Raw genomic sequence first — 20,441 nt, forward strand, 5'->3', positions numbered from 1 at the left:
ACCCATGACGTTCAGCGGCTAGTCGGTTGCCGGTGCGCTCGCTTGCTTCAGTGCGGCCGCGTCGTACTCGCGCACCGCATCGGCGGCGCGGCCGTTTTCCAGCACGCGGAAGCTGGCCGGATCGGCGCCGTCGATGGCGACCAGGTTCACATAGCCAATGATATAGGCGTGCTTGCGGTCGCGTGCAAAGTCCGCGTCAAGGAACTCCAGTGTGGGCAGGTGCACGCGCTTGGCCGAGACCGGCCGGCGCCCGAAGAACAACTGGTCGCCGGCCAGCAGGAAGCCAGGGTGCGGTACCTGCAGCGTATCGTGCGGCACGGCTACCGTGAGCGGCTTGTCGTCGCAGAACAATTGCGCGTCGTCCCACGCGTAGCAGCCCGCGATGCGCAAGGCATCCGGGTTCACGCCTTTCTTGGCCTTGCCGCGATAGAAGGCACGGCTGGCATCGCGGGCCCACGGGCCCTGCAGCACGGTAAACCCGGCGGGATCGACCTTGCGCAGGGCTTGCGGCGTTTGATAGTGGTTCGGCGCGTAGAACACCGTGGCGCCGTCGCTGAGATAGCCATCCCCCAGCGTTTCCAGGCTGGATATCGGGCGCGAGGAAAGCAAGGTCAGCTCGCATGGGTCGTCGGCGTACTGGTGCAGCCAGTGGATGCCATGCGCATCGCCACAGAACACCCCGGTCAGGCCGTGGCCAACGGGCATTTCCCTCGCGGCAAAGGTGGCCGGATCGAGCCCGGCGAGGCGATGGCCGTCGTATTCCACTTCTTGCGCTGGCGTGGCTGGCGCGGCTGGTGCCTGCAGGCGGTGCCACCAATAGTCCTGCAGCGCGGGCAGGGCCGTGAAGAAGTCCCGCCAGTGCTCCACCTGCCGGTGGTCGAGCGCGGTCATGCGCTGGCCGTCGTCGATGGGGCCGAGCTTGTCTGTCATGCGCAGCGGGCCGTCGCCACTGGGCGCTACCACCAGGCTGGCGCGGTCGGCTTCGATGCGCTGGCCGAAGTAGTACACCTGCCCGGCATCGGCAATGTAGTTGCCCGGCAAGCCCACCACGGTAGCGCCATCCGCGCCCGTTACGCGCTTGCCGTTGAAGTAGGCCGACTCGGCGTCCACGGCGTAGTAGTCATGCATGCAGGTCACCGGCTCCAGCGGGCCGTTCTCCGGCCAGCGCCAGTCCTGGTAGACCAGCGGCCGGAAGGCCTGCGGGCTGCGGGTGCGGATGGTCTTGCCGGTAATGAAGTAAGCCTGGCGCGCGTCGCGGGCGTAGCGCTCGTTGAGGACTTCGAAGGTGGCGATGTCGGCGTTTTCGATCCGGTAGAAGTAGTACCAGGCCGCGCCGCTGCCTTGCTGGGCCTGCACGATGACGTGCTCGCCGTCGGTGAACCAGCGCCCGGCGATGCAGCGGAACGCGTGCGGATGGGCAATGGGCAGCGGGCTGCCGTCCTTGGCCCAGAGCGGCCGGTCGCTGTGCGACCAGATCACGGTGTCGCCCTCGATGAAGTACGAGGGATGGTTGGTTGGCTGGCGCGATGCGGTCATGGGAAGGTGTTGGGTGCCGGGTGGAGCAAGGTCGACATATTAAACTGTCCGCCCGGATAGGCCATGGTTGGCGAACGTTCGGTCATTGCAATTAACGGCCAAGAATTTCCTCCATCCATATGTGGCGCACCGGCCGCTTGCGGCCGGCGGCCGAGGCGTGCAGGATGTGGGCGGTAATCCATTCCCCAAAATGTGCAGAACAAAGCGGAGACCCTATGTCGTACATGCTGCTGATCGTCGAACCTGTTGGCCAGCGCACCGAGCGTTCCCCGGAAGAAGGGCGCCAGGCTTACGCCAGCATGCAGCGTTTTGCCGAAGGCCTGAATGAGCGCGGGCTGCTGCTGGGCGTCAACTCGCTCACGTCGCAGGCCAAGGGCGTGCGCGTGCAGGTGCGCGAAGGCCGCCGCGACCTGCTCGACGGCCCCTTTGCCGAGGCCAAGGAAATGATCGGCGGCTACTTCCTGCTCGACTGCGCCACGCAGGACGAGGCCATTGCCATCGCCGCCGAGTGTCCCGCCGCGGCATGGTGCACCGTGGAGGTCCGCGAGGTCGGGCCTTGCTTCCTGTAAGGCGGCAAGCGGATGGGGGTGCAAGGCTTCATCTAGGTAGTTACCCTTGGTTTGCGGGTTTTTTTGCACAGGATGTCGATCTGGCGGCGCGCGGTTCGTCGTACCGGTAAGAGTCAACGAGATGGCAGCGGCGTGCCGCCGCCACGGCTCACCACCGACAACCACCCACCGCAAGCTAAGGAGAACCGCGATGCGATTCATGATCCTGGTGAAAGCCACGCAAGGCAGTGAAGCCGGCGCGATGCCGGACGAAAGCCGCTTCGCTGCGATGGCGGCGTATCACGAGCAACTGGCCAAGGCGGGTGTGCTGCTCGACGCCGCCGGGCTCAAGCCCACTTCCACCGGCTGGCGCATCCGCTATGCCGGCGGCCAGCGCACCGTCATCGACGGGCCCTTTGCGCAAAGCAAGGAGCAACGCAAGGAAATAGTGGCGGGCTACACGCTGATCCAGGTGCGCAGCCGCGAGGAGGCGATGGAATGGGCGCGGCGCTTCCCGTCGCCGCATGGCGAGATGGCCGACGGCGAGATCGAGGTACGGCAGCTCTTCGAGCTGGAGGACTTCGCGCCGAGCCCCGCGGTGGAGCGCTTTCGCGACCTGGACGTTGGCCAGCACTGAGCCAACAAGCCAACGATCCCACCGTTCCACCCGAGCCCACCCCAACCTTCGCCGGATCCCGACACCATGCTCAAGCCCATCCTGCTCGCCGCTTTCGCCGCCATTGCCCTGTTGCTGATCTACGCCGCCACGCGGCCCGATACCTTCCGGGTTGAGCGCAGCGCCAGCGTCAAGGCGCCGCCGGAGCGCGTGTTCGCGCTCATCAACGACCTCCACAACTTTAACCAGTGGAACCCCTATGAAAAGAAGGACCCGTCCCTGAAGGGCACCTACGGCGCCACGCGCAGCGGGCAGGGCGCCGCCTACGCCTGGGAGAGCGACAAGGTAGGCGTGGGCAGCATGGAAATCCTCCAAGCCGTGCCGGCCGCCAAGGTCACGATGCGGCTGGATTTCATCAAGCCGTTCGAGGCGCACAACATCGCCGAATTCACGCTCAGGCCGCAGGCCGATGCCACCAAGGTGACATGGTCGATGGAAGGCGGCGTGCCGTACTTTGCCAAGCTGCTGCACCTGGTCTTCAATATGGACAAGATGGTGGGCAAGGATTTCGAGCAAGGGCTGGTCAACCTGAAGGCGCTGGCCGAGGCGCCGGCGGCCCGTTAAGCGGGGCAACCCGCCGAGCCTCCATCCAATCACGCGAAATCGAATCCAAGGACGAATCATGCATAAGCAAATCTACCTGAACCTCCCCGTGGCCGACCTGCAGCGCTCGCAGGATTTCTTCAAGGGCCTGGGGTTCACCTTCAACCCGCAGTTCACCAACGACGACGCCGCTTGCATGGTTATCGGCGAGAACATCCACGCGATGCTGCTCAAGCATGCGTTCTTCAAGACCTTCACCACCCGCAAGCTGTGCGATACCTCCGAGAGCACCGAAGTGCTGATCTGCATCTCCTGCGAGAGCCGCGCCGAGGTGGACGCCCTGGTCGCCAAAGCCGTGGCCGCCGGCGCAACGGCGCCGCGCGCGCCGCAGGACCACGGCTTCATGTACGGGCACGGGTTCGATGATCTCGACGGGCATATCTGGGAGTTGGTGTACATGGAGTCCTCGGCACCCGGCGCGACCAGCGCGGCCTGAAACACATGGTGACGACGACACCGACGCAGCGGGCGATAGAAGCCGTCTGGCGCATCGAATCCGCCAAGGTCATCGCCCACGTTGCGCGCGTGGTGCGCGACGTGGGCCTGGCCGAAGAACTGGCGCAGGACGCCCTGGTTGCCGCGCTGGAGCGCTGGACCGAGACCGGCGTGCCGGACAACCCAGGCGCTTGGCTGATGACCACGGCGAAGAACCGCGCGCTCGACCACTTGCGCCAGCAAGCGCTGCACGCCCGCAAGCACGAGCAGATCGGCCAGGATCTCGAAGCGATGGAGGCCCACGTAGTGCCGGATTTTGTCGATGCGCTGGATGCCGCGCGCGAGGATGACATCGGCGATGACCTGCTGCGGCTGGTCTTCACCGCCTGCCACCCGGTGCTCTCCACCGATGCGCGGGTCGCCATGACGCTGCGCCTGCTGGGCGGGCTGACCACCGAGGAAATCGCGCGGGCCTTCCTGACCCCGGAACCCACCATCGCCCAGCGCATCGTGCGCGCCAAGCGCACGCTCGGCGCGGCGCGCGTGCCCTTCGAGGTACCCGGGCCCCAGGCGCGCGCGCCGCGCCTGGCCTCCGTGCTGGAAGTGATCTACCTGATCTTCAATGAAGGCTATTCGGCCACCGCCGGCGACGACTGGATGCGCCCCGCGCTGTGCGAGGAAGCGCTGCGCCTGGGCCGCACCCTGGCCGGCCTGGCTCCGGAGGAAAGCGAGGTGCATGGCCTGGTGGCGCTGATGGAGATCCAGGCCTCGCGCACGCATGCACGGGTCGACGCGCAAGGCCGCCCGGTACTGTTGCTGGAACAGGACCGCAGCCGCTGGGACCACCTGCTGATCCGGCGCGGGCTGGTGGCGCTGGCGCGCGCGCAAGAGCTGGACGGGGCGCTCGGCCCCTACGCCTTGCAGGCGGCGCTGGCCGCCTGCCACGCCCGCGCCACCACCGCGGCCGATACCGACTGGGCGCAGATCGCCGCCATCTACGACGCGCTGTCCGAAGTGGCGCCATCACCCGTGGTGGAGCTCAACCGCGCGGTGGCGGTCGGCATGGCTTTCGGCCCCGAGGCCGGCCTGGAACTGGCGAATGCGCTCCTCGCCGAGTCCTCGCTGGCGAAGTACCACTTGCTGCCCAGCGTGCGCGGCGACTTGTTGTGCAAGCTCGGCCGCTTCGACGAAGCCCGCGCCGAGTTCGAGCGCGCTGCCGGCATGACCCGCAACACCCGCGAGCGCGAGTTTTTGCTGGGGCGGGCGCGGGATGCGGGGGCTACCCGGTCATGACTCGCCAGCGCGCATTGCTGCGCGTCACCACCGCCTGCCTGGCAAAACGCTTATATCGGCTATCGAAATAACTAAATTCCCCAATGCCGGAAAGCCGACGATGATCTTAGCCACGGGCCCGGGGGATCGATTGCTCCCGATCTCTGCACAAGCCATCCGGTTGCCGACGATCGCAGGACCGGCGGGCCTTACCATCGAAGTGTTCTAGGGGACTCCAATGATTCCACGGCTACTGTCGACTGCCAGCCTGGCGCTGGCCGCATTTCTTGCATCCGGCGCTGTCAGTGCGCAACAACCCGCGCCACAGCCCGCACCGCAGGCGCCCATGAATCCAAAGGAAGCCAAGGCGAAATTCGCAGAGCAGTTCGCTGCCGCCGATACCAACCACGACGGCAAGCTGAGCCGCGAGGAAGCCGAGGCCGGCATGCCGGAGGTTTACAAGGTCTTCGACAAGATCGATACGCGGAAGAAGGGCGCGATTACGCAGAAGCAGATTGGCGCGTACTTTGCGGCCAAGGCCAAGCAGAAAGCCACGGCGCAGAATCCGGGAAGCCTGAACTGACCTGGTGGTGCCGGCGGGGAACTTGCGAGCTGACATGCGCCAAGGTTCCGCCGGCAGCGGGCGGTGGGACAGCGTCGCAAATGCGGGTCCCTGACGACAGAGATCCCCGGAAAACTGGCCGGATCAAAGCCAGTGCCGAGGAGCTTTAATGATTATTAAATTCCTTGATTCCTTGATTCCTTGATTCTCTTTATACCTTTGATACAGGACAACGATGGAGGATCTTTGTTGTCCTTTCAGTCAGGTCAGGAGATTGAAGGCGAACCCTAGCGCAATCGCGCCGCCGAGCGCCTCCACTGCTGCCAGCGCGAGAAGGTTCTTCAGAATGAAGCTTTCGTCCTGCTTGGTCACCATGGTGTTGTCTCCTGGAGTCGGAATCCCACGGCTGGCATGTAGTGGCAAGCTAAGCAGTGCCAATCCACGCTCCAGCCACGTCTTGATTCGCTTCCAGTAGACCGCAACCCGGAGCCGGAGAGAAGCTGGCATAAACCCCTATTCAGGCAGCCGGAGGACCACTGGCCTGAAAGCCGGGAAAGCTGCGGTTCGGGTTTCCGGCTTCTGGTTTCTAGGTTCTAGGTTCTGGTTTCTATTCCGATCGCAAGGCCTCCTGCGGAGCAAGCCGTGCCGCCCGGCGTGCCGGCAGCACGCCGGCAGCCAGACCGATCACCACCGCCACCAGCTCAGCCAGCATGGCGTAGGACCACGGTGTGTGGACTGGCAGCGCCGGCAACGCCGCCGCGAGCACCAGCGCGATGCCCCATCCCAGCAGCAATCCGATCATGCCGCCGATGGCGGCGAGCAGCGCGGCTTCACCAAGGAAGAGGAGCATGACCTGTGCCTCGGTCGCCCCGATGGCGCGCAAGAGACCGATCTCGGAGGTGCGCTCGGCCACAGCGATGGTGAGAATCGTGAGGATTCCCACGCCGCCCACGATCAGCGAGATGGCGCCGATCGCTGCTACCGCGAAGGTGATGGCATCGAGCACGGTGCCGAATACCTCCAGCATCTTTTGCTGGGGCGTGACGGTGAAATCCTCGGCACCATGGCGCGCGCTCAACAGGCGCTTGATGCCGTCCTCCACGTCGGGGAGCGCAGCGGTGGGATCGTAGGTGACCTCGATCTCGACCAGGCTTTCCCGGTTGAACAGGTCCAGGGCGCGGCCAGCCGGTATATAGACCGTATCGTCCAGGTCGAAGCCCAGCATCTGCCCCTTCGCTTCCATCACGCCTACCACGCGATAGCGTTCACCGCCTACGCGGATGCGCGCGCCCAGCGGGTTGTCGCCGCCGAAGAGTTCGCGTGCCACTCTCGCGCCAAGTACCGCCAGCGTCCGCGCGGCGCGCGGATCGTCATCGGGCAGGAATTGGCCGGTGGCCACGCGCATGCTCAGCGCTTCGGTGAACCTGGGCCCGACACCATACAGCGTCACCCGCCTGCTCTTGCCGAGGTAGTCGACTTCGGCGTTGCCCTGCACCAGTGGGTTGGTCACGCGCACGTGGGGGGCATGGCGCAGGGCGATGGCGTCTTCGATCGTGAGCGGGCGCACGGTGTTGATCGACCCGAGCGAAGCGCCGTGGGTCTGGGTGCGGCCTGGCGTCACGCCGATCAGATTGGTGCCGAACTGGGTGAACTCTTCGATCACGAAGCGATGCAGCCCTTCGCCGATCGACGTCAGCAAAATGACCGCGGCGATGCCAACGGCAATGCCCAGTGCGGTGAGCGAGGTGCGGAGCCGGTGCGCAGCCAGCGAGGCGAGGGTGAAACGGATGAAGTCTGCGTAGCGCATGGGTCATCGTCCCGACAGGGCCAGCACCGGATCCAGCTTTGCCGCGCGTTGGGCCGGTGCCACGGTGAAGGCGATGGCGGTCACGACGGCGATGGCCGGCGCCCCCAGCAAGGCCCACCAAGGCGGCGTGAAGGGAATCGCCGGATAGAGCTGCACGGCAAGCCTGCACGCGGCTTCGCCCACAGCCAGGCCCGCGGCCACGCCACCGAGCGCCAGCAGTACGGCTTCGGTGAGGAAGAGCAGCCGGATGTGGCCGGCGGTGGCGCCGAGCGCCTTGAGCAACCCGATTTCGCGCTGCCGCTGGGTCACGGCAATCAGCATCACATTCATGATGAGGATGCCGGCCACGGCAAGACTGATAGCCGCGATGCCGCCCACCGCCAGCGTGAGCGCGCGCAGGATGCGGTCGAACGTGGCGAGCACCGCGTCCTGTGTGATGACGGTCACGTCGCGCTTGCCTTCGTGGCGCTGGCGAATGATCTCCTCGGCGTCGGCCTTGGCGCCCTGAATCTGCTCGCGGGTCTTGGCCTCGATCAGGATGCGGAACAGCGAGTCGGTGTTGAACAGGGCCTGGGCCGCGGACAACGGAACGATGACCAGCTCGTCCGTGTTGAAGCCCAGCGATTCGCCCTGGCCGGCCAGCAGCCCGATCACGCGAAAGCGCCGGTCTCCGATGCGCAGCCACTCGCCTAGCGCCTGGCGCGTGCCAAACAGCTCTGTCGCCACCCTGGTGCCGATCACGCACACGGGCTGGCCGTGGTGCGGATCGCCCTCGGGCAGGAAGCTGCCCTGGGCTAGCGCCATATGGCGCACCGCCAGCAATTCGGCGGTGGACCCCAGCACCGGCGCTTCGCGCCGCCGCGCACCGACATGCAGATCCGCGTTCCCGACAATGAGCGGCGCGATGCGCGCGACGGCGGGACTGCGCCTGAGCGCGAGTGCATCGTCCAGCGTCAGGTCGCGCGTGGTTGCGCCCAGCACGATTCCCGGCGCTGCGCCGGCCGTTTCGCTGCGCCCGGGCAGCACGATGACGAGGTTGGTGCCAAGTGCGCCGAACTGGTTCACCACGTATAGCCGTGCTCCCTCGCCGAGCGCGCTCACCGCCACCACGGCGGCAACGCCGATGCCCATGGCGAGCAGGATCAGCAGGCTGCGTGAGCGGTAGCCGCGCAGTACCTGCCAGGTGAAACCGAGGACGTCAGTGAGCCGCATGGTTATCCTGCCGCACCTCGTCACCGGCAATGCCGCCGTCCACCATGCGCAGCCTGCGCCGGGAGCGGGCGCCGATTTCCGGGTCGTGCGTGACCACGATCAGCGTCGCCCCCTGCGCATGCAGGCCCTCCAGCACCGCCATGACTTCCTGGCCGGTATGCCGGTCCAGATTGCCGGTGGGTTCATCGGCGAGAATCGTCGCCGGGCGCATCGCCATGGCACGCGCGATGGCAACCCGCTGGCACTGCCCGCCCGAGAGCTCGTCGGGCCGGTGCCTGGCGCGGTCTTGCAGGCCGTACTCGCCGAGCAGCGCGTCCACGCGGCGCCGTCGTTCGGCCGGGTCGATCCCGGCGAGCACCATCGGCAGCTCGATGTTCGCGGCGGCGGTGAGGCGCGGCACCAGGTGAAAGAACTGGAATACAAAGCCGATCTTCTCACGCCGCAGGCGCGCCAGTTCGTCGTCCGGGAGAGCGGTTACGTCGCGGCCGCCCAACTGGTAAGTCCCGGTATCGGCGCGATCCAGCAGGCCCAGGATATTGAGCAAGGTGGACTTGCCGGAGCCCGATGGGCCCATGATGGAAAGGTACTCTCCCTGGGCAACCGCAAGGTCGATCCCATGCAGCGCATGCACAGCCTCGCCGCCCAGCACGAATGTCCGCCCGATGCCGTCGAGCCGGATCATTTTGCTTGCGTCTCCGCGGTAGCCGGTTCTGCCTCGACAGCGGCAATGCCCGCGTGGAGACCAATCCGTTCCGGCGAGGTGACGACGCGCTCGCCGCGCTTGAGCCCCGTGGTCACCTCGGTGAACTCCGCGTTGGCAATCCCGGTGCCGATCGTGCGCGCTTCCAGCCTGCCGGCATTGTTCAACACCAGCACGCGGTTGCCGGATGCCAGCGCCGTGGTAGGGATGCGCAGCGCCTGGTCGCGGGCATCGGTCACGATTTCCACATCGGCGCTATAGCCCACCAGGAGATGACGGACAAGGTCGGGACTGTCGAACTGGACCTCGACCTCGACGGTGCGGGCCTGCTTCTCCAGCGCCAGGACGTAGGGCGCGACGCGCCGCAGCCTGCCCTCGAAATGCCTGCCGCGATAGGCGTCCAGGGTGACCCGTGCCGGCATGCCTACCTGCAGGCGTGCCGCGTCGATCTCGTCGATCGGTGCGGATACATAGAGGCACGAGTCGTCGATCAGGTCCACGGCAGGCAGCGTCGGGATGCCGGGCGGCGAGGGCGTCAGGTACTCGCCAATCTCGCCGTTGACTTCGGCCACCACGCCGTCGAAAGGCGCCTTCAGCACCGTGCGCGCAGTATCCGCGCGCGAGGCGGCGATACGCGCCCCGGCCTCCTTCACCTGCGCCTTCGCCGATTCGCACGCGGCACGCCTGGAGTCGGCGTCGGCATCGGTCCGCTCCACAGCCTGGGGCGAGACGAAGCCTTTCGCCACCAGTTCCCGCGAGCGCCTGGCGTCGCTTGCCGCCACCTTGGCCAGTTCGCACACTTCGCGCACGTGCGCGGCGGCGGTCAGCAGCTGGTGTTGCGAGAGTTGCTCGCGCGCAACCAGGTCTTCGTTCCAGAGGACGAGGAGTACCTGGCCAGCCTTCACGCGATCGCCCTTGTGGATATTCAGCACCTCGATGCGTCCGGCCGCCGGCGGCGCCAGTTTCGCCCGCCGGCAGGCCGAGACCGAGCCTGCCCGGGTGTTGGCGACAGTGGCCTCGACGCGCCCCTGCTCGACCCTGGCCGTCAGTACCGCTACCGGCTTGGCCCGGGTTGCGTACCAGCCCGCGGCAACGAGGCCTGCGAGTATCGCCACGACCATCGCGATGCGCCTGACGAGGCGGTTGCGCGTCAGCGTTCCTGGCGGAGACAGGGCTTTGTCTGGCATAGGGTAGGGGATGCGAGGACGTCGGGTGCGAATGCTGCGATGCATCAGCCTCACCGTCCACCGTCCCGCAGTCTCTGTATCCTAGCCCGTCGCGCCACCAAGCGCCACATGAGGCATCTGCCCCGCCGCCTTGCCGGGAATCGTACGTGCGCCTGCGTTGGCTAGCATGACTGGCCTCGATATCGCGCGATGCGCAGCGCGATGAAAGGCCCGGTCCGGCGCCCTAGCGCACCAGCGCCCGCAAGCTCTCCAGCAATTTCCCGATCTCCGCCTCGGTGGTCAGGTAGCTGACCGAGGCGCGGGCGATCTGGCTGAGTCCGCGGGCATGCATATCCAGGGGCGTGTAGGCGACGCCGTTGCTGCCGATCACCACGCCCTGCGCCGCCAGGCTGCGCTGCACCGACACCGGGTCCTGGCCGGCCAGGTTGAACGCCACCAGTCCGGAGCGCTCGTGGCCTTGGTCCAGCACCGTCACGCCGGGTATGGCGGCCAGTTGCACGCGCAGCGCCTGCGCGGTGGCATCGATCCGCGCACGGATGTTCTCAAGGCCGATCTCCAGCGCTTCCTGCAAGGCGTTGGCCAGGCCGCAGCGCAGCGCCATCGAGGCTTCCGCCGATTCGAAGCGGGCCGCGCCGGCCCGCAGCACCGGCTCGCCGTCCGCGTCCAGCGGCGCGGAGTACGTGTCGACGAACGCCGGTGTGAGCCGGGGCAGGAAATCCTGCCGCACATAGAGCAGGCCTGTTCCCCTTGGGCCGCGCAGTGCCTTGCGCCCGGCCCCGCTGAGCACGTCGCAGCCCAACTGAGCGACATCGATCGGCAATTGCCCCACCGCCTGCGCGGCGTCGATGAAGTAGGGGATCCCGTGGCGCCGCGCCACCTTTCCGATGGCCGCTGCCGGGTTGATCAGCCCGCCGTTGGCCGGCAGCCAGGTCAGGGCAATCAGGCGCACGCGGTCGTCCAGCATGGCCTCCAGCGCCTCGGGATCCACCGCGCCGCTGTTATCGGACGGAATGACTTCGATCGACGCGCCCGCGCGCTGCGCCGTCAGGCGCATGGTGGCGAGGTTGCCGCCCCATTCGTGGCGCCCGACCAGGATCCGGTCGCCGGCTTGCCAGGCCCCCAGGGCGGCGAACGCGGCGCCCCAGCCGGGCGAATTGCCCGTGGTCAGCGCGATCTCCGCCGGCTGGGCGTTGAGCAGCTGCGCGGCGAGGGTGCGCGCGCGTTCCGTTTGTTCGCGCGCCGCGACGCCGGCTTCCATCGGCCCCAGCGTGGCCTCGCGCCGCAGGTGGCTGTAGATCGCCTCGAGCGTGGCAGCTGACGGCAGGGAGGCGCCGCCGTGGTTGAAATGCGTGGTGCCTCGCGCACCCGGGGTAAGGGCGCGCAGGGCGTCGACGGCGGCAGCGGTAAGGGGGGCTGGCATGGGGATTCCTTGGATGCGCGTCCGGTTCAGGCCGAGGTCAGCGAGATGACCGCTTCGACTTCCACGGCAACCCCGGCAGGCAGCGAGGCCACGCCCACGGCGCTGCGCGCATGGCGGCCTGCATCGCCGAAGACCTGCACCATCAGGTCCGACGCACCGTTGGCGATGGCGCTCTGGCGCTGGAAGTCCGGCGTACAAGCTACAAAAACGCCCAGCCGCACCACGCGGGCCACCCGGTCGAGCCGGTCACCCGTGGCGGCGGCGATCTGCGAGAGGACGCCGAGCGCCGACAGCCGCGCTGCCCGCACGCCGTCTTCGTCCGAAATATTGTCGCCCAGGCGGCCCAGGTACGCGGCCTGGCCATGTTCGCGCGAGATCTGGCCGGAGATGAAGAGCTGGTTGCCGTCCTGCACGAACGAAACGTAGTTGGCGGCGGGCGCGGCCGCGGCTTCGAGGGTCAGCCCGAGTTCGGCCACGCGGGCGGAGAGGGAGAGGGTCATGTGGGTTGCGCGGGAAAGAGATTGGGAGGGCCCATCCTATCGGCTTGGCGGCCGGGAAACCAATCAATTCTTGCCTCGCCACGCATGAGCAAAACTAATCCGTGGGTGATCGCTTGGCGCCACGTGGCACCAAGCGGTACCAAGCGGCACCAAGCGGCACCACGTGGCGTCAGGTGCCGCCCGGCGCATCCTCGGCTGCCTCCGCCATCAGCCAGCCACGGAAGGCCGATGCGGCCTCGCCCATCGCGCCGCGCGGTGCGACCAGCCACCAGCCTATGCCGGGATCATCCAGTACCGCGTCGGGCAGGGCCTGCACCAGCGCGCCGCTGGCCAGTTGCTGGGCGATCAGGCGGTGGCGGCCCATGGCGATGCCCTGGCCGGCCAGCGCCGCTTCCACCACGATGTTGTAGTCGTGCAGATGCACGGTCTGCGCCTGGCCCAGGTCCAGGCCAAAGCGGTGTGCCCACGCGTCCCACTCGAACGGCTGCCGGGCATGCGACGATAAAAACGCAAAGCGCAGCAGGTCCTGTGGCTTGGCGGGCCGGTCCGGCCCGGCGATCAGGCCGGGCACGCAGACCACCGACAGGCGCTCCGGCATGAGCTGCTGCGCCTGCACGCCCGGCCAGGCGCCGCGCCCGTAGCGGATCGCCACGTCGACCTCGCCGCCGGCCACGTCGGCCAGGCCGATATCGGGCCGCAACTGCAGGTCGATGCCGGGATGCGCCAGCGAGAACGCCTGCAAGCGTGGCGCCAGCCAGCGCGTGCCAAACGACGCCAGCAGCCCCACGGTCAGCGTCGTGCGTGCCGTGCCGGGCGCCCGTACCTGCTCCGTGCCATCGCGCAGCAGTTCGAACGCCGCGTGCACCTTGGCGTAATACGCCTGCCCCGCGGGGGTCAGCACAACCGCGCGGGCACGCCGCTCGAACAGCGTCACGCACAGGTCGCTCTCCAGGCGCTGGATATGGTGGCTGATGGCGCTTTGTGACACAAAAAGCTCTTGCCCCGCCAGGCTGAAGCTCAGGCGCCTGGCGGCGGCTTCGAACGCGCGCAGGGTCACGAGAGGCGGCAGGGATCGCATGGAACGCATGAGGCTGAATCAAAAGGGGGAGGCGAGCGCGACATGCTACGCCTGGTTGCGCAGGCCTGCTGGTTCCGCCATGCCTCAAAACGAGGCCGGTCATGCACCATTTGTATCGCCTTATTTGGTGCGCGATGCGTCTGTTACTTCATTTTTCCAGTAAAAAATACATATGTTTCATGGTTATCCATGATGGAACAGTTGTTGCTCAGTGAATAGTATTCAAACGCGATGGCCCGTCGCGTGTCTGCTAAACAAGGAGCGATAAATGAAAGCTGTGAAAGCCACCTGCCTCGGTTTGGCAATGCTGGGAGCGATGCTTGGCGCGGGGGCGGTCCAGGCATCGGATGTGGCTGCCAGCCCCACGCTGGCCCGGATCAAGGAGTCGGGAACGATCACGATCGGGCATCGCACCACTTCGATCCCGTTTTCCTACTACGACAGCAACCAGAAGGTGATCGGCTACTCGCAGGACATCTGCGACAAGGTGGTGGCCGAGGTCAAGAAGCAGGTGGGGTTGGCCAAGCTTGACGTCCGCATGGTGCCGGTCACGTCGCAGAACCGCATATCCCTGGTCCAGAATGGCACGGTCGACCTGGAGTGCGGGGTCACCACCAACCTGAAAGCACGCCAGCAGCAGGTGGCGTTCTCCACCACCTTCTTTGTTGCCGGCACGCGCCTGCTGGTCAGGAAGGGTGGCCCGGTCCACGACTTCCCGGACCTTGGCGGCAAGGCCGTGGTCACCAACGCGGGCACCACGTCCGAGCGGATCCTGCGCAAGCTCAACGACGACAAGAAGGCCAACATCACGATCCAGAGCGCCAAGGACTACGGCGAGTCGTTCCTGATCCTGCAATCGGGCCGCGTCTCCGCCTTCATGATGGACGACGTGCTGCTGTCGGGCGCGAAAACGCTGGCGCCGAACCCGGCGGAGTGGGAAGTGGTTGGCACGCCCCAATCGTTCGAAGCCTATGGCTTCATGATGCGCAAGGACGATCCCGAGTTCAAGAAGCTGGTCGACGGCGTGATCACCGGCCTGATGAAAAGCGGCGAGATCAAGGGCCTGTACGGCAAATGGTTCAGCAAGCCGGTGCCGCCAAAGAACATCAATTTCGAGTTCCCGATGAGCGCCGCGGTCAAGAAGGCTTACGACCAGCCGAACGACGAAGCGTTTGAGTAATCGCGTACCAGGAGGAGACCAGCATGACCGTTGTCAAGAACGCCGCCACTCTGGATGATGCGGGGCAAGCGCCTTGCGTCGAGAGCGGGCTGGACGCCGCCGCCTTCGCCAAGGTGACCAGGCGCATCGTGCCGTTCATCGTCCTTTGCTATTTCTTCAGCTACCTGGACCGGGTGAATGTTGGCTTTGCCAAGCTGCAGATGCAGCAGGCGCTGGGGCTGAGCGACGTGGTGTACGGCATCGGGGCCGGCATCTTCTTCTGGGGCTACATGCTCTGCCAGGTGCCCAGCAGCCTGCTGATCTACCGGCTGGGCATGCGCAAGAGCATGGCCGCCATCATGATCGTGTGGGGCCTGGTTTCCGCCGCGACCATGCTGGTGAGCACGCCAGCGGAGTTCTACTTCGCACGTTTCATGCTGGGCGTGACGGAAGCCGGCTTCTTCCCCGCCGCGGTCATGTATCTGAACAAATGGTATCCGGCGGCCCGGCAGTCGAAGATCATGTCGATCCTGTTCCTGGCGATGCCGCTGGGGATGGTGCTGGGCGGGCCGATTTCCGGCGCGTTGATGTCCGGCACGCACGACCTGCACGGTTTGCAGGGCTGGCAGTGGATGTTCCTGATCGAGGCGTTGCCGGCGATCGTGCTGGGCCTGCTCGTGCTCAAGATGCTGCCGGAGTCGCCTCAGACCGCGCCGTGGCTGACCAAGGCGGAAGCGGCGGCGATCACCACCACGCTATCCACGGAAAACGCCCGCAAGAACACGAGCTTCGTGGCCGCGCTCAAGTCCCCGGTGCTGTGGATGCTGATGGGCATTTGCCTGCTGTTCAATATCGGTAACTACGGCCTGGTGTTCTGGCTCCCGACCATCATCCAGTCCACGGGCATGCAGTCGCCCCTTGAAATTGCCCTGCTGACGGCAATCCCGTACGGCGTTGCCTGCGTGGTGATGAACCGCAACGCGGCGCATGCGCAGCGCGTGGGAGAGCGGCGCCTGCATGCCGCCGTCCCGCTTTTTGTCGCGGCCGCCGCCATGTGGGCCAGCACGCTGTTTGCGCACAATACCGTCATGGCCATGGTGTTCCTGACCATCGGCATCTCCGGGCTGATGGCGACGCTGGCGATGTTCTGGGGCCTGCCGGGCCGCGTGCTGGCCGGTACGGCCGCCGCCGGCGGCATCGCCATGATCAACAGCGCCGCCAGCCTCGCTGGCTTGATCGGCCCGGTGCTCATGGGAGGCATCAAGCAGTCCACCGGCAGCATCTCGCTGGGGGTGCTGGCACTGGCCGCCATGATGCTGATTGCCGCGGTGCTGATCCTCGCCATTCCGCGCGAGCTCATGTCCGACCGGCAACTGTGAGATGGCGATGCAACGCATGACGCAGGCGGAACTGCTGGCTGCCGTCGATTCGGCCATTGGCAAAGTCCTGCCCCCGGTCTCGGCGGAGGATGTTGAGGCTGTCATGGCGCTGGTGCAGGGCATGGAGGGCATGGCGCGGGGGCTTGCCAATGCCTTGGCAAGCGGGCAGGCGCACAGCAGGGTGAGGAGCGGCGATGGCGGTTGATTTGCAGTCGGTCACTGGCATCGCGGCGCAGCTGCGCAGCGGTAGTCATACCGCGCAAGACGTGGTTCGGGCCAGCCTTGCCAGGGCGGCGGAGGTGGCGTCGCTGAACTGCGTCTCCGGGCTGCTGGCGCAGGAGGCCATTGCCGGCGCGGGCGCCTGTGACACGGCCCGCCTCGCCGGCAAGGCCCCGCTTGCCCTGGCCGGCGTGCCCTTTGTCGTCAAGAACCTGCTGGACGTGGCAGGCCACGCGACGCTTGCCGGCGCCCACGCGCGCGCGAACGAGCCGCCCGCCACCCGTAGCGCCGCCGTGGTGCAAGCATTGATGGCGGCCGGCGCGATCCCGGTGGCACTGACACAGATGGACGAGTATGCCTGCGGCGCTACCGGCGAGAACGTGATCGGCGGGCCGGTGCGCAATCCGCTGGATCCGGCCAGGATCGCGGGCGGATCGTCGGCGGGCACCGCCGCGGCGATTTCCGCCGGGATCGCACCGATTGGCATCGGGTCCGATACCAACGGATCCATTCGCGCGCCGGCGTCGTTCTGCGGCATCTGGGGCCTGCGGCCGACCACGGGCCGCATTTCGGCGCAAGGCTGCTTCCCGTATGCCGAGAGCCTGGACGCGGTGGGTCCGATGGCCTCGGATGCAAGCGGGCTGGCAATGGCGTACCGCGCGATGCTGGGGGCTGGATCCGGACCCGGACCCGGACCCGGACCCGGCGAGCCGGTGCGGCCTGCTGGCGTGTCGATGGCTGGCCTGCGCGTGGGGATTCTGCAAGCCGGCTTTGGCGATTTCGCGCAGGACGAAGCCCAGGACGCCGTGCTGCGCGTTGCCTCGGCGTTTGATGCTGTACGGAAGATCGATTTGCCCGAAGCCGATCTCGCACGCGACGCCGCGTCGATCATTTCCGCGTTCGAAGTCGGGCGCAACCATGTTCAGCGCGGATTCGCCGAACGCCATCCTGGCTATAGCGCCTTTGTGCGCCGGCGCATGCTGGCCGGCCTGTCCATCCCCGAGGACTGGTACCGCTTGGCCAAGGCCTACCAGGCCGTGTGGCGCGAAAAGCTGGAGGCACTGTTCGACGAGGTTGACCTGCTGCTGGCATGCACCACGCCGTACGCCGCACCCCTGATCGGGGCGGAGCAGATCGCCGGCGGCAAGCGGGCCTACGTGCCGCGCGCAGATGCCGGCCACCTGACTCGCCCCGTCTCGCTGGCGGGGCTGCCCGTGGTCGCCGCGCCTTGCGCCGTGGCCGGCCTGCCCCTCGGCGTACAGCTAATCGCGCCGCCGTGGCAGGAAACAAGGTGCCTGGACGCGGCGTTGTTCCTGGAAGCGCAAGGGCTTTGCCGCAATGCGCGGGCCGGCTGCGGCAAGCTCGCCTAGCGCATGTCCGGCCAGCTAGCCCCGCCTGGCCGGGACATAAGCGCCGGTCTGGTGCAACTGGCCTTCGGCGAGTTCGAGCGCCTTGATCGCGCCTTTGCCCTTTTTGGCAAGCAGCTGCTCGACCAGGGCTTCCGCCACCGCCACGCCGGCCGTGATGGAGGGAAAGAACGACGGGCTGTCGATGGAGAACAGCAGGGTGCAATCGGCATGCAAGGCAATCGGCGCCACGGTGCTGTCGGTCAGGGCCACCACGCGGCAGCCGGCCTCGCGCGCGGCATCGGCCACGCGGATGCTCTCCTGCGAGTAGGGCGCAAAGCTCACGACCACCACGGCATCCTTGGGCGTCAGGGCGCGCAGCTCCATTTCGAGCGTGCCCGCATCGCCACGGATCAGGTGCACTGTTGGGCGAAACAGCCGATACACGTAGTGCAGGGTGAACGCGATGGGGTAGCACGAGCGAAAGCCCGCTACATACACATTGGGCGCGGCGCTGAGCAGGTCGGCAGCCTGCGGCATCGACTCGGCATTGTTGGCCCCGGTCAGGTCGAGGTTGCGGTGCTGCGCGTCGAGCATTTCCGTGAGCATCCGGCTTGACCCGCTCTCGCGCACCAGCTTCTTGGCACGCTTGGCGTAGGGCTGCGGGCCGCCGCGGATCGACTCGACAAAGAGCTCGCGCAGGCCCTGCCAGCCCTCGAAGCCAAGGAACTGCGCCAGGCGCACCAGGGTGGCCGGCTGGACACCTGCATTCGCGGCGATCTTGCGCATGGAAAGGATGGGAATCTCCTGCGGATGATCGAGCAGGTAGCGCGCCCCGCCCTGGAACTGCGTACTGAGCGCAGCGAAGTTCTCCCGGAGATGAACAAGCAGTTCATCCAGGCTTTGCGGCGGCATGGAGACTTCGGTAGGCATGGGCGGTGTCCTGATTTGCGGATGTAACGATTGTTGCACAACTGGTCACCCGACGCACGGGACGTGCTTCCGGCGTGGCTTGGTGCGAACTGAATCGCGTGAATCTGGTGAGTTTCTTGCGTTCTGTGAATCGAGTGGATCTGGTTTATCCATTAAGAAACATATGTTGCATAACCGTGCGCGCTTTCTTATACTTCTCCGGTGCCGGCGGCGCTTCTTTGGCCGATCCCGCCTTGAGGGCGAAATTCGCAGCCCCGGGCTGCACGGGCACGGACCAGCTTTGCGCTCCGGGGGGCGGTAAGGTGGGCGCAGTTTGTCAAACAAGCGGGAATCGAACCACGGTAAGCAGGGGAGAGAATCCATGTCGGCATTACCCATTGAGGCCGCCAGCAATGCAGATCTGCTGTTTCGGCGCGCGACGCTGGTCGATGGCACGGGCGCGCCGCGGCGGATCGCCGATGTCGCCGTCGCCGGCGGCCGGATCGTCGCCGTCGGCGACCTGGCTGGCATGCAGGCCAGGGCAGTGATCGACGCGGCGGGCCGCGTGCTGGCGCCGGGCTTCATCGATTCCCACACGCATGACGACGGCTACCTGCTGGTGCATCCGGAGATGGAGCCCAAGGTCTCGCAAGGCATCACCACGGTGGTGACAGGCAACTGCGGCATCAGCGTGGCGCCGCTGGTCATCGGTGATCCGCCGCAGCCACTGGATCTGTTGGGGCCTGCGGAACTGTTCCGGTTCGCCGAGTTCGCCGACTGGCTGGATGCCATGCGCGCCAAGCCGGCCAACGTGAACGTGGTGCCGTTGCTCGGCCACTCCACGCTGCGCGTCAAGGCCATGCCGGACGTGAGCCGCGAGGCCAATGCGCAGGAAGTGGCCGCCATGCGCGTGGAGGTGGAAAAAGCCATGCAGGCAGGCGCCTTCGGCGTTTCCACTGGCACCTTCTATCCGCCGGCCGCCGCCGCCACGGAGCAGGAGATCATCCAGGTCTGCGAGCCGCTGCGGGCATTCGGGGGCATCTACTCCACCCACCTGCGCGACGAAACCGACGATATCGTGCCCTCGATCGAAGAGGCGCTCAGGATTGGCGGGGCGCTGGATTGCCGCATCGTCTTCTCGCATCACAAAGTGGCGGGCAAACGCAATCACGGCCGCTCCGTGGAGACCCTGGCCATCCTGGAGAAAGCCGCCAGGCTGCAGCCGCTATGCCTGGACTGCCATCCCTATCCCGCAACCTCGACAATGCTCCGGCTGGACCGTGTACGGCAATCCACGCGGACCATGATCACCTGGTCCAAAGGCTATCCGGAAGCTGGCGGCCGGGATTTCCAGGAACTCATGCAGACGCTGGGGCTGGACGAACACGGCCTGCTGGAACGGCTGAAGCCCGCCGCCGCCATCTACTTCATCATGGATGAAGCCGACGTCGAGCGCATTGCCAGCTTTCCCCTGACCATCTTTGGCTCGGACGGACTGCCGTTCGACCCACGCCCCCATCCGCGCCAGTGGGGCACGTTCCCGCGCATCCTCGCGCGGATGGTGCGCGAGTCCGGGCTGATGACGCTCGAGCAAGCCGTTCACAAGATGTCCGGGCTTGCCGCCAAGCAATACGGACTCACGGACCGCGGGCTGATCCGGGCCGGCCAGTTCGCCGACCTGGTCCTGTTCGACGCGCAACGCGTGCAGGACCACGCCACCTTCGAGGATCCGATTCGCCTCAGCGAAGGCATCCACGGCGTGTGGGTCAATGGCCAGCGCGTGTGGGAAGACACACACGTTATCCCGGCATTTCCCGGCCAGGTTCTCACGCACCGCCCGCGTCCCTAGTCCCTAGTCCCTAGTCCCTAATTCGATATTTCGTTTCCATA

At 66.5% G+C, this 20,441-nt stretch carries 20 protein-coding genes; 11 read left to right on the forward strand and 9 right to left on the reverse strand.

All coding sequences use genetic code 11. The annotated features are described in order from the left end of the window. Positions 1 to 18 precede the first annotated feature (18 nt). Positions 19 to 1,536 carry a DKNYY domain-containing protein gene (locus ACX12D_RS22160; protein ID WP_459375645.1) on the reverse strand — a complete coding sequence of 506 codons (1,518 nt, stop codon included), beginning with the start codon at positions 1,534 to 1,536 and terminating at the stop codon, positions 19 to 21. Between the two features lie 215 nt (positions 1,537 to 1,751). Here ACX12D_RS22160 and ACX12D_RS22165 point away from each other — a divergent pair, with 215 nt between their 5' ends. From ACX12D_RS22165 to ACX12D_RS22190, 6 genes are all read left to right on the forward strand, one after another. Then, positions 1,752 to 2,105, forward strand: coding sequence for a YciI family protein (locus ACX12D_RS22165; protein WP_441639743.1), 354 nt, complete (start codon positions 1,752 to 1,754; stop codon positions 2,103 to 2,105). A 190-nt stretch (positions 2,106 to 2,295) separates the two neighbouring features. Further along, a complete protein-coding gene (locus ACX12D_RS22170) occupies positions 2,296 to 2,721 on the forward strand; it encodes a YciI family protein (RefSeq protein ID WP_459375646.1) in 426 nt (141 codons plus the stop codon). Positions 2,722 to 2,787: 66 nt separating this feature from the next. After that, positions 2,788 to 3,324 (forward strand): SRPBCC family protein, encoded by a 537-nt coding sequence (locus tag ACX12D_RS22175; protein ID WP_459375647.1) that lies wholly within the window; start codon positions 2,788 to 2,790, stop codon positions 3,322 to 3,324. Between the two features lie 58 nt (positions 3,325 to 3,382). Next, positions 3,383 to 3,799: a VOC family protein gene (locus ACX12D_RS22180; protein ID WP_459375648.1), complete on the forward strand. Its 417-nt coding sequence runs from the start codon at positions 3,383 to 3,385 to the stop codon at positions 3,797 to 3,799. Between the two features lie 5 nt (positions 3,800 to 3,804). Then, positions 3,805 to 5,091 carry an RNA polymerase sigma factor gene (locus ACX12D_RS22185; protein WP_459375649.1) on the forward strand — a complete coding sequence of 429 codons (1,287 nt, stop codon included), beginning with the start codon at positions 3,805 to 3,807 and terminating at the stop codon, positions 5,089 to 5,091. A 217-nt stretch (positions 5,092 to 5,308) separates the two neighbouring features. Next, on the forward strand, positions 5,309 to 5,653 hold the full coding sequence (locus tag ACX12D_RS22190; protein WP_459375650.1) for an EF-hand domain-containing protein: 345 nt from the start codon (positions 5,309 to 5,311) through the stop codon (positions 5,651 to 5,653). A 586-nt stretch (positions 5,654 to 6,239) separates the two neighbouring features. Here ACX12D_RS22190 and ACX12D_RS22195 read toward each other — a convergent pair. The 7 genes from ACX12D_RS22195 to ACX12D_RS22225 all read right to left on the reverse strand — a co-directional run bounded on the left by ACX12D_RS22195 (position 6,240) and on the right by ACX12D_RS22225 (position 13,545). Continuing rightward, positions 6,240 to 7,439 carry an ABC transporter permease gene (locus ACX12D_RS22195; RefSeq protein WP_459375651.1) on the reverse strand — a complete coding sequence of 400 codons (1,200 nt, stop codon included), beginning with the start codon at positions 7,437 to 7,439 and terminating at the stop codon, positions 6,240 to 6,242. A gap of 3 nt (positions 7,440 to 7,442) precedes the next feature. Continuing rightward, positions 7,443 to 8,651: an ABC transporter permease gene (locus tag ACX12D_RS22200; RefSeq protein WP_459375652.1), complete on the reverse strand. Its 1,209-nt coding sequence runs from the start codon at positions 8,649 to 8,651 to the stop codon at positions 7,443 to 7,445. After that, positions 8,638 to 9,333 carry an ABC transporter ATP-binding protein gene (locus ACX12D_RS22205; RefSeq protein WP_459375653.1) on the reverse strand — a complete coding sequence of 232 codons (696 nt, stop codon included), beginning with the start codon at positions 9,331 to 9,333 and terminating at the stop codon, positions 8,638 to 8,640. Before ACX12D_RS22205 ends, ACX12D_RS22200 begins: the two co-directional genes overlap by 14 nt. After that, the gene (locus ACX12D_RS22210) at positions 9,330 to 10,538 is read right to left on the reverse strand and encodes an efflux RND transporter periplasmic adaptor subunit (RefSeq protein WP_459375654.1); all 1,209 of its coding nucleotides are present in this window, start codon (positions 10,536 to 10,538) and stop codon (positions 9,330 to 9,332) included. The genes ACX12D_RS22205 and ACX12D_RS22210 overlap by 4 nt, the downstream gene beginning before the upstream one ends. A 223-nt stretch (positions 10,539 to 10,761) precedes the next feature. Then, on the reverse strand, positions 10,762 to 11,958 hold the full coding sequence (locus ACX12D_RS22215; protein ID WP_459375655.1) for an aminotransferase class V-fold PLP-dependent enzyme: 1,197 nt from the start codon (positions 11,956 to 11,958) through the stop codon (positions 10,762 to 10,764). A gap of 26 nt (positions 11,959 to 11,984) precedes the next feature. Next, complete coding sequence (locus ACX12D_RS22220; RefSeq protein WP_459375656.1) at positions 11,985 to 12,458, reverse strand: RidA family protein; 474 nt, start codon at positions 12,456 to 12,458, stop codon at positions 11,985 to 11,987. Between the two features lie 169 nt (positions 12,459 to 12,627). Next, positions 12,628 to 13,545, reverse strand: coding sequence for a LysR substrate-binding domain-containing protein (locus ACX12D_RS22225; protein ID WP_459375657.1), 918 nt, complete (start codon positions 13,543 to 13,545; stop codon positions 12,628 to 12,630). 259 nt (positions 13,546 to 13,804) lie between these two features. On the opposite strand from ACX12D_RS22225, the gene ACX12D_RS22230 reads away from it, so the two are divergent. The 4 genes from ACX12D_RS22230 to ACX12D_RS22245 are packed head-to-tail and all read left to right on the forward strand — an operon-like array spanning position 13,805 to position 17,663. After that, positions 13,805 to 14,716, forward strand: a complete 912-nt coding sequence (locus ACX12D_RS22230) for a glutamate/aspartate ABC transporter substrate-binding protein (RefSeq protein ID WP_459375658.1) — start codon at positions 13,805 to 13,807, stop codon at positions 14,714 to 14,716. A 23-nt stretch (positions 14,717 to 14,739) separates the two neighbouring features. Further along, the gene (locus tag ACX12D_RS22235; protein ID WP_459375659.1) at positions 14,740 to 16,074 is read left to right on the forward strand and encodes an MFS transporter; all 1,335 of its coding nucleotides are present in this window, start codon (positions 14,740 to 14,742) and stop codon (positions 16,072 to 16,074) included. Position 16,075: 1 nt separating this feature from the next. Continuing rightward, a complete protein-coding gene (locus ACX12D_RS22240) occupies positions 16,076 to 16,279 on the forward strand; it encodes a hypothetical protein (protein WP_459375660.1) in 204 nt (67 codons plus the stop codon). Further along, positions 16,269 to 17,663, forward strand: a complete 1,395-nt coding sequence (locus ACX12D_RS22245; protein WP_459375661.1) for an AtzE family amidohydrolase — start codon at positions 16,269 to 16,271, stop codon at positions 17,661 to 17,663. The genes ACX12D_RS22240 and ACX12D_RS22245 overlap by 11 nt, the downstream gene beginning before the upstream one ends. Before the next feature lie 15 nt (positions 17,664 to 17,678). On the opposite strand, the gene ACX12D_RS22250 is transcribed toward ACX12D_RS22245, so the two are convergent. After that, positions 17,679 to 18,572: a MurR/RpiR family transcriptional regulator gene (locus ACX12D_RS22250; protein WP_459375662.1), complete on the reverse strand. Its 894-nt coding sequence runs from the start codon at positions 18,570 to 18,572 to the stop codon at positions 17,679 to 17,681. A 361-nt stretch (positions 18,573 to 18,933) separates the two neighbouring features. On the opposite strand from ACX12D_RS22250, the gene ACX12D_RS22255 reads away from it, so the two are divergent. Further along, positions 18,934 to 20,400, forward strand: coding sequence for an N-acyl-D-amino-acid deacylase family protein (locus tag ACX12D_RS22255; protein ID WP_459375663.1), 1,467 nt, complete (start codon positions 18,934 to 18,936; stop codon positions 20,398 to 20,400). Positions 20,401 to 20,441 lie beyond the last annotated feature (41 nt).

The organism is Cupriavidus sp. PET2-C1 (assembly GCF_054515855.1).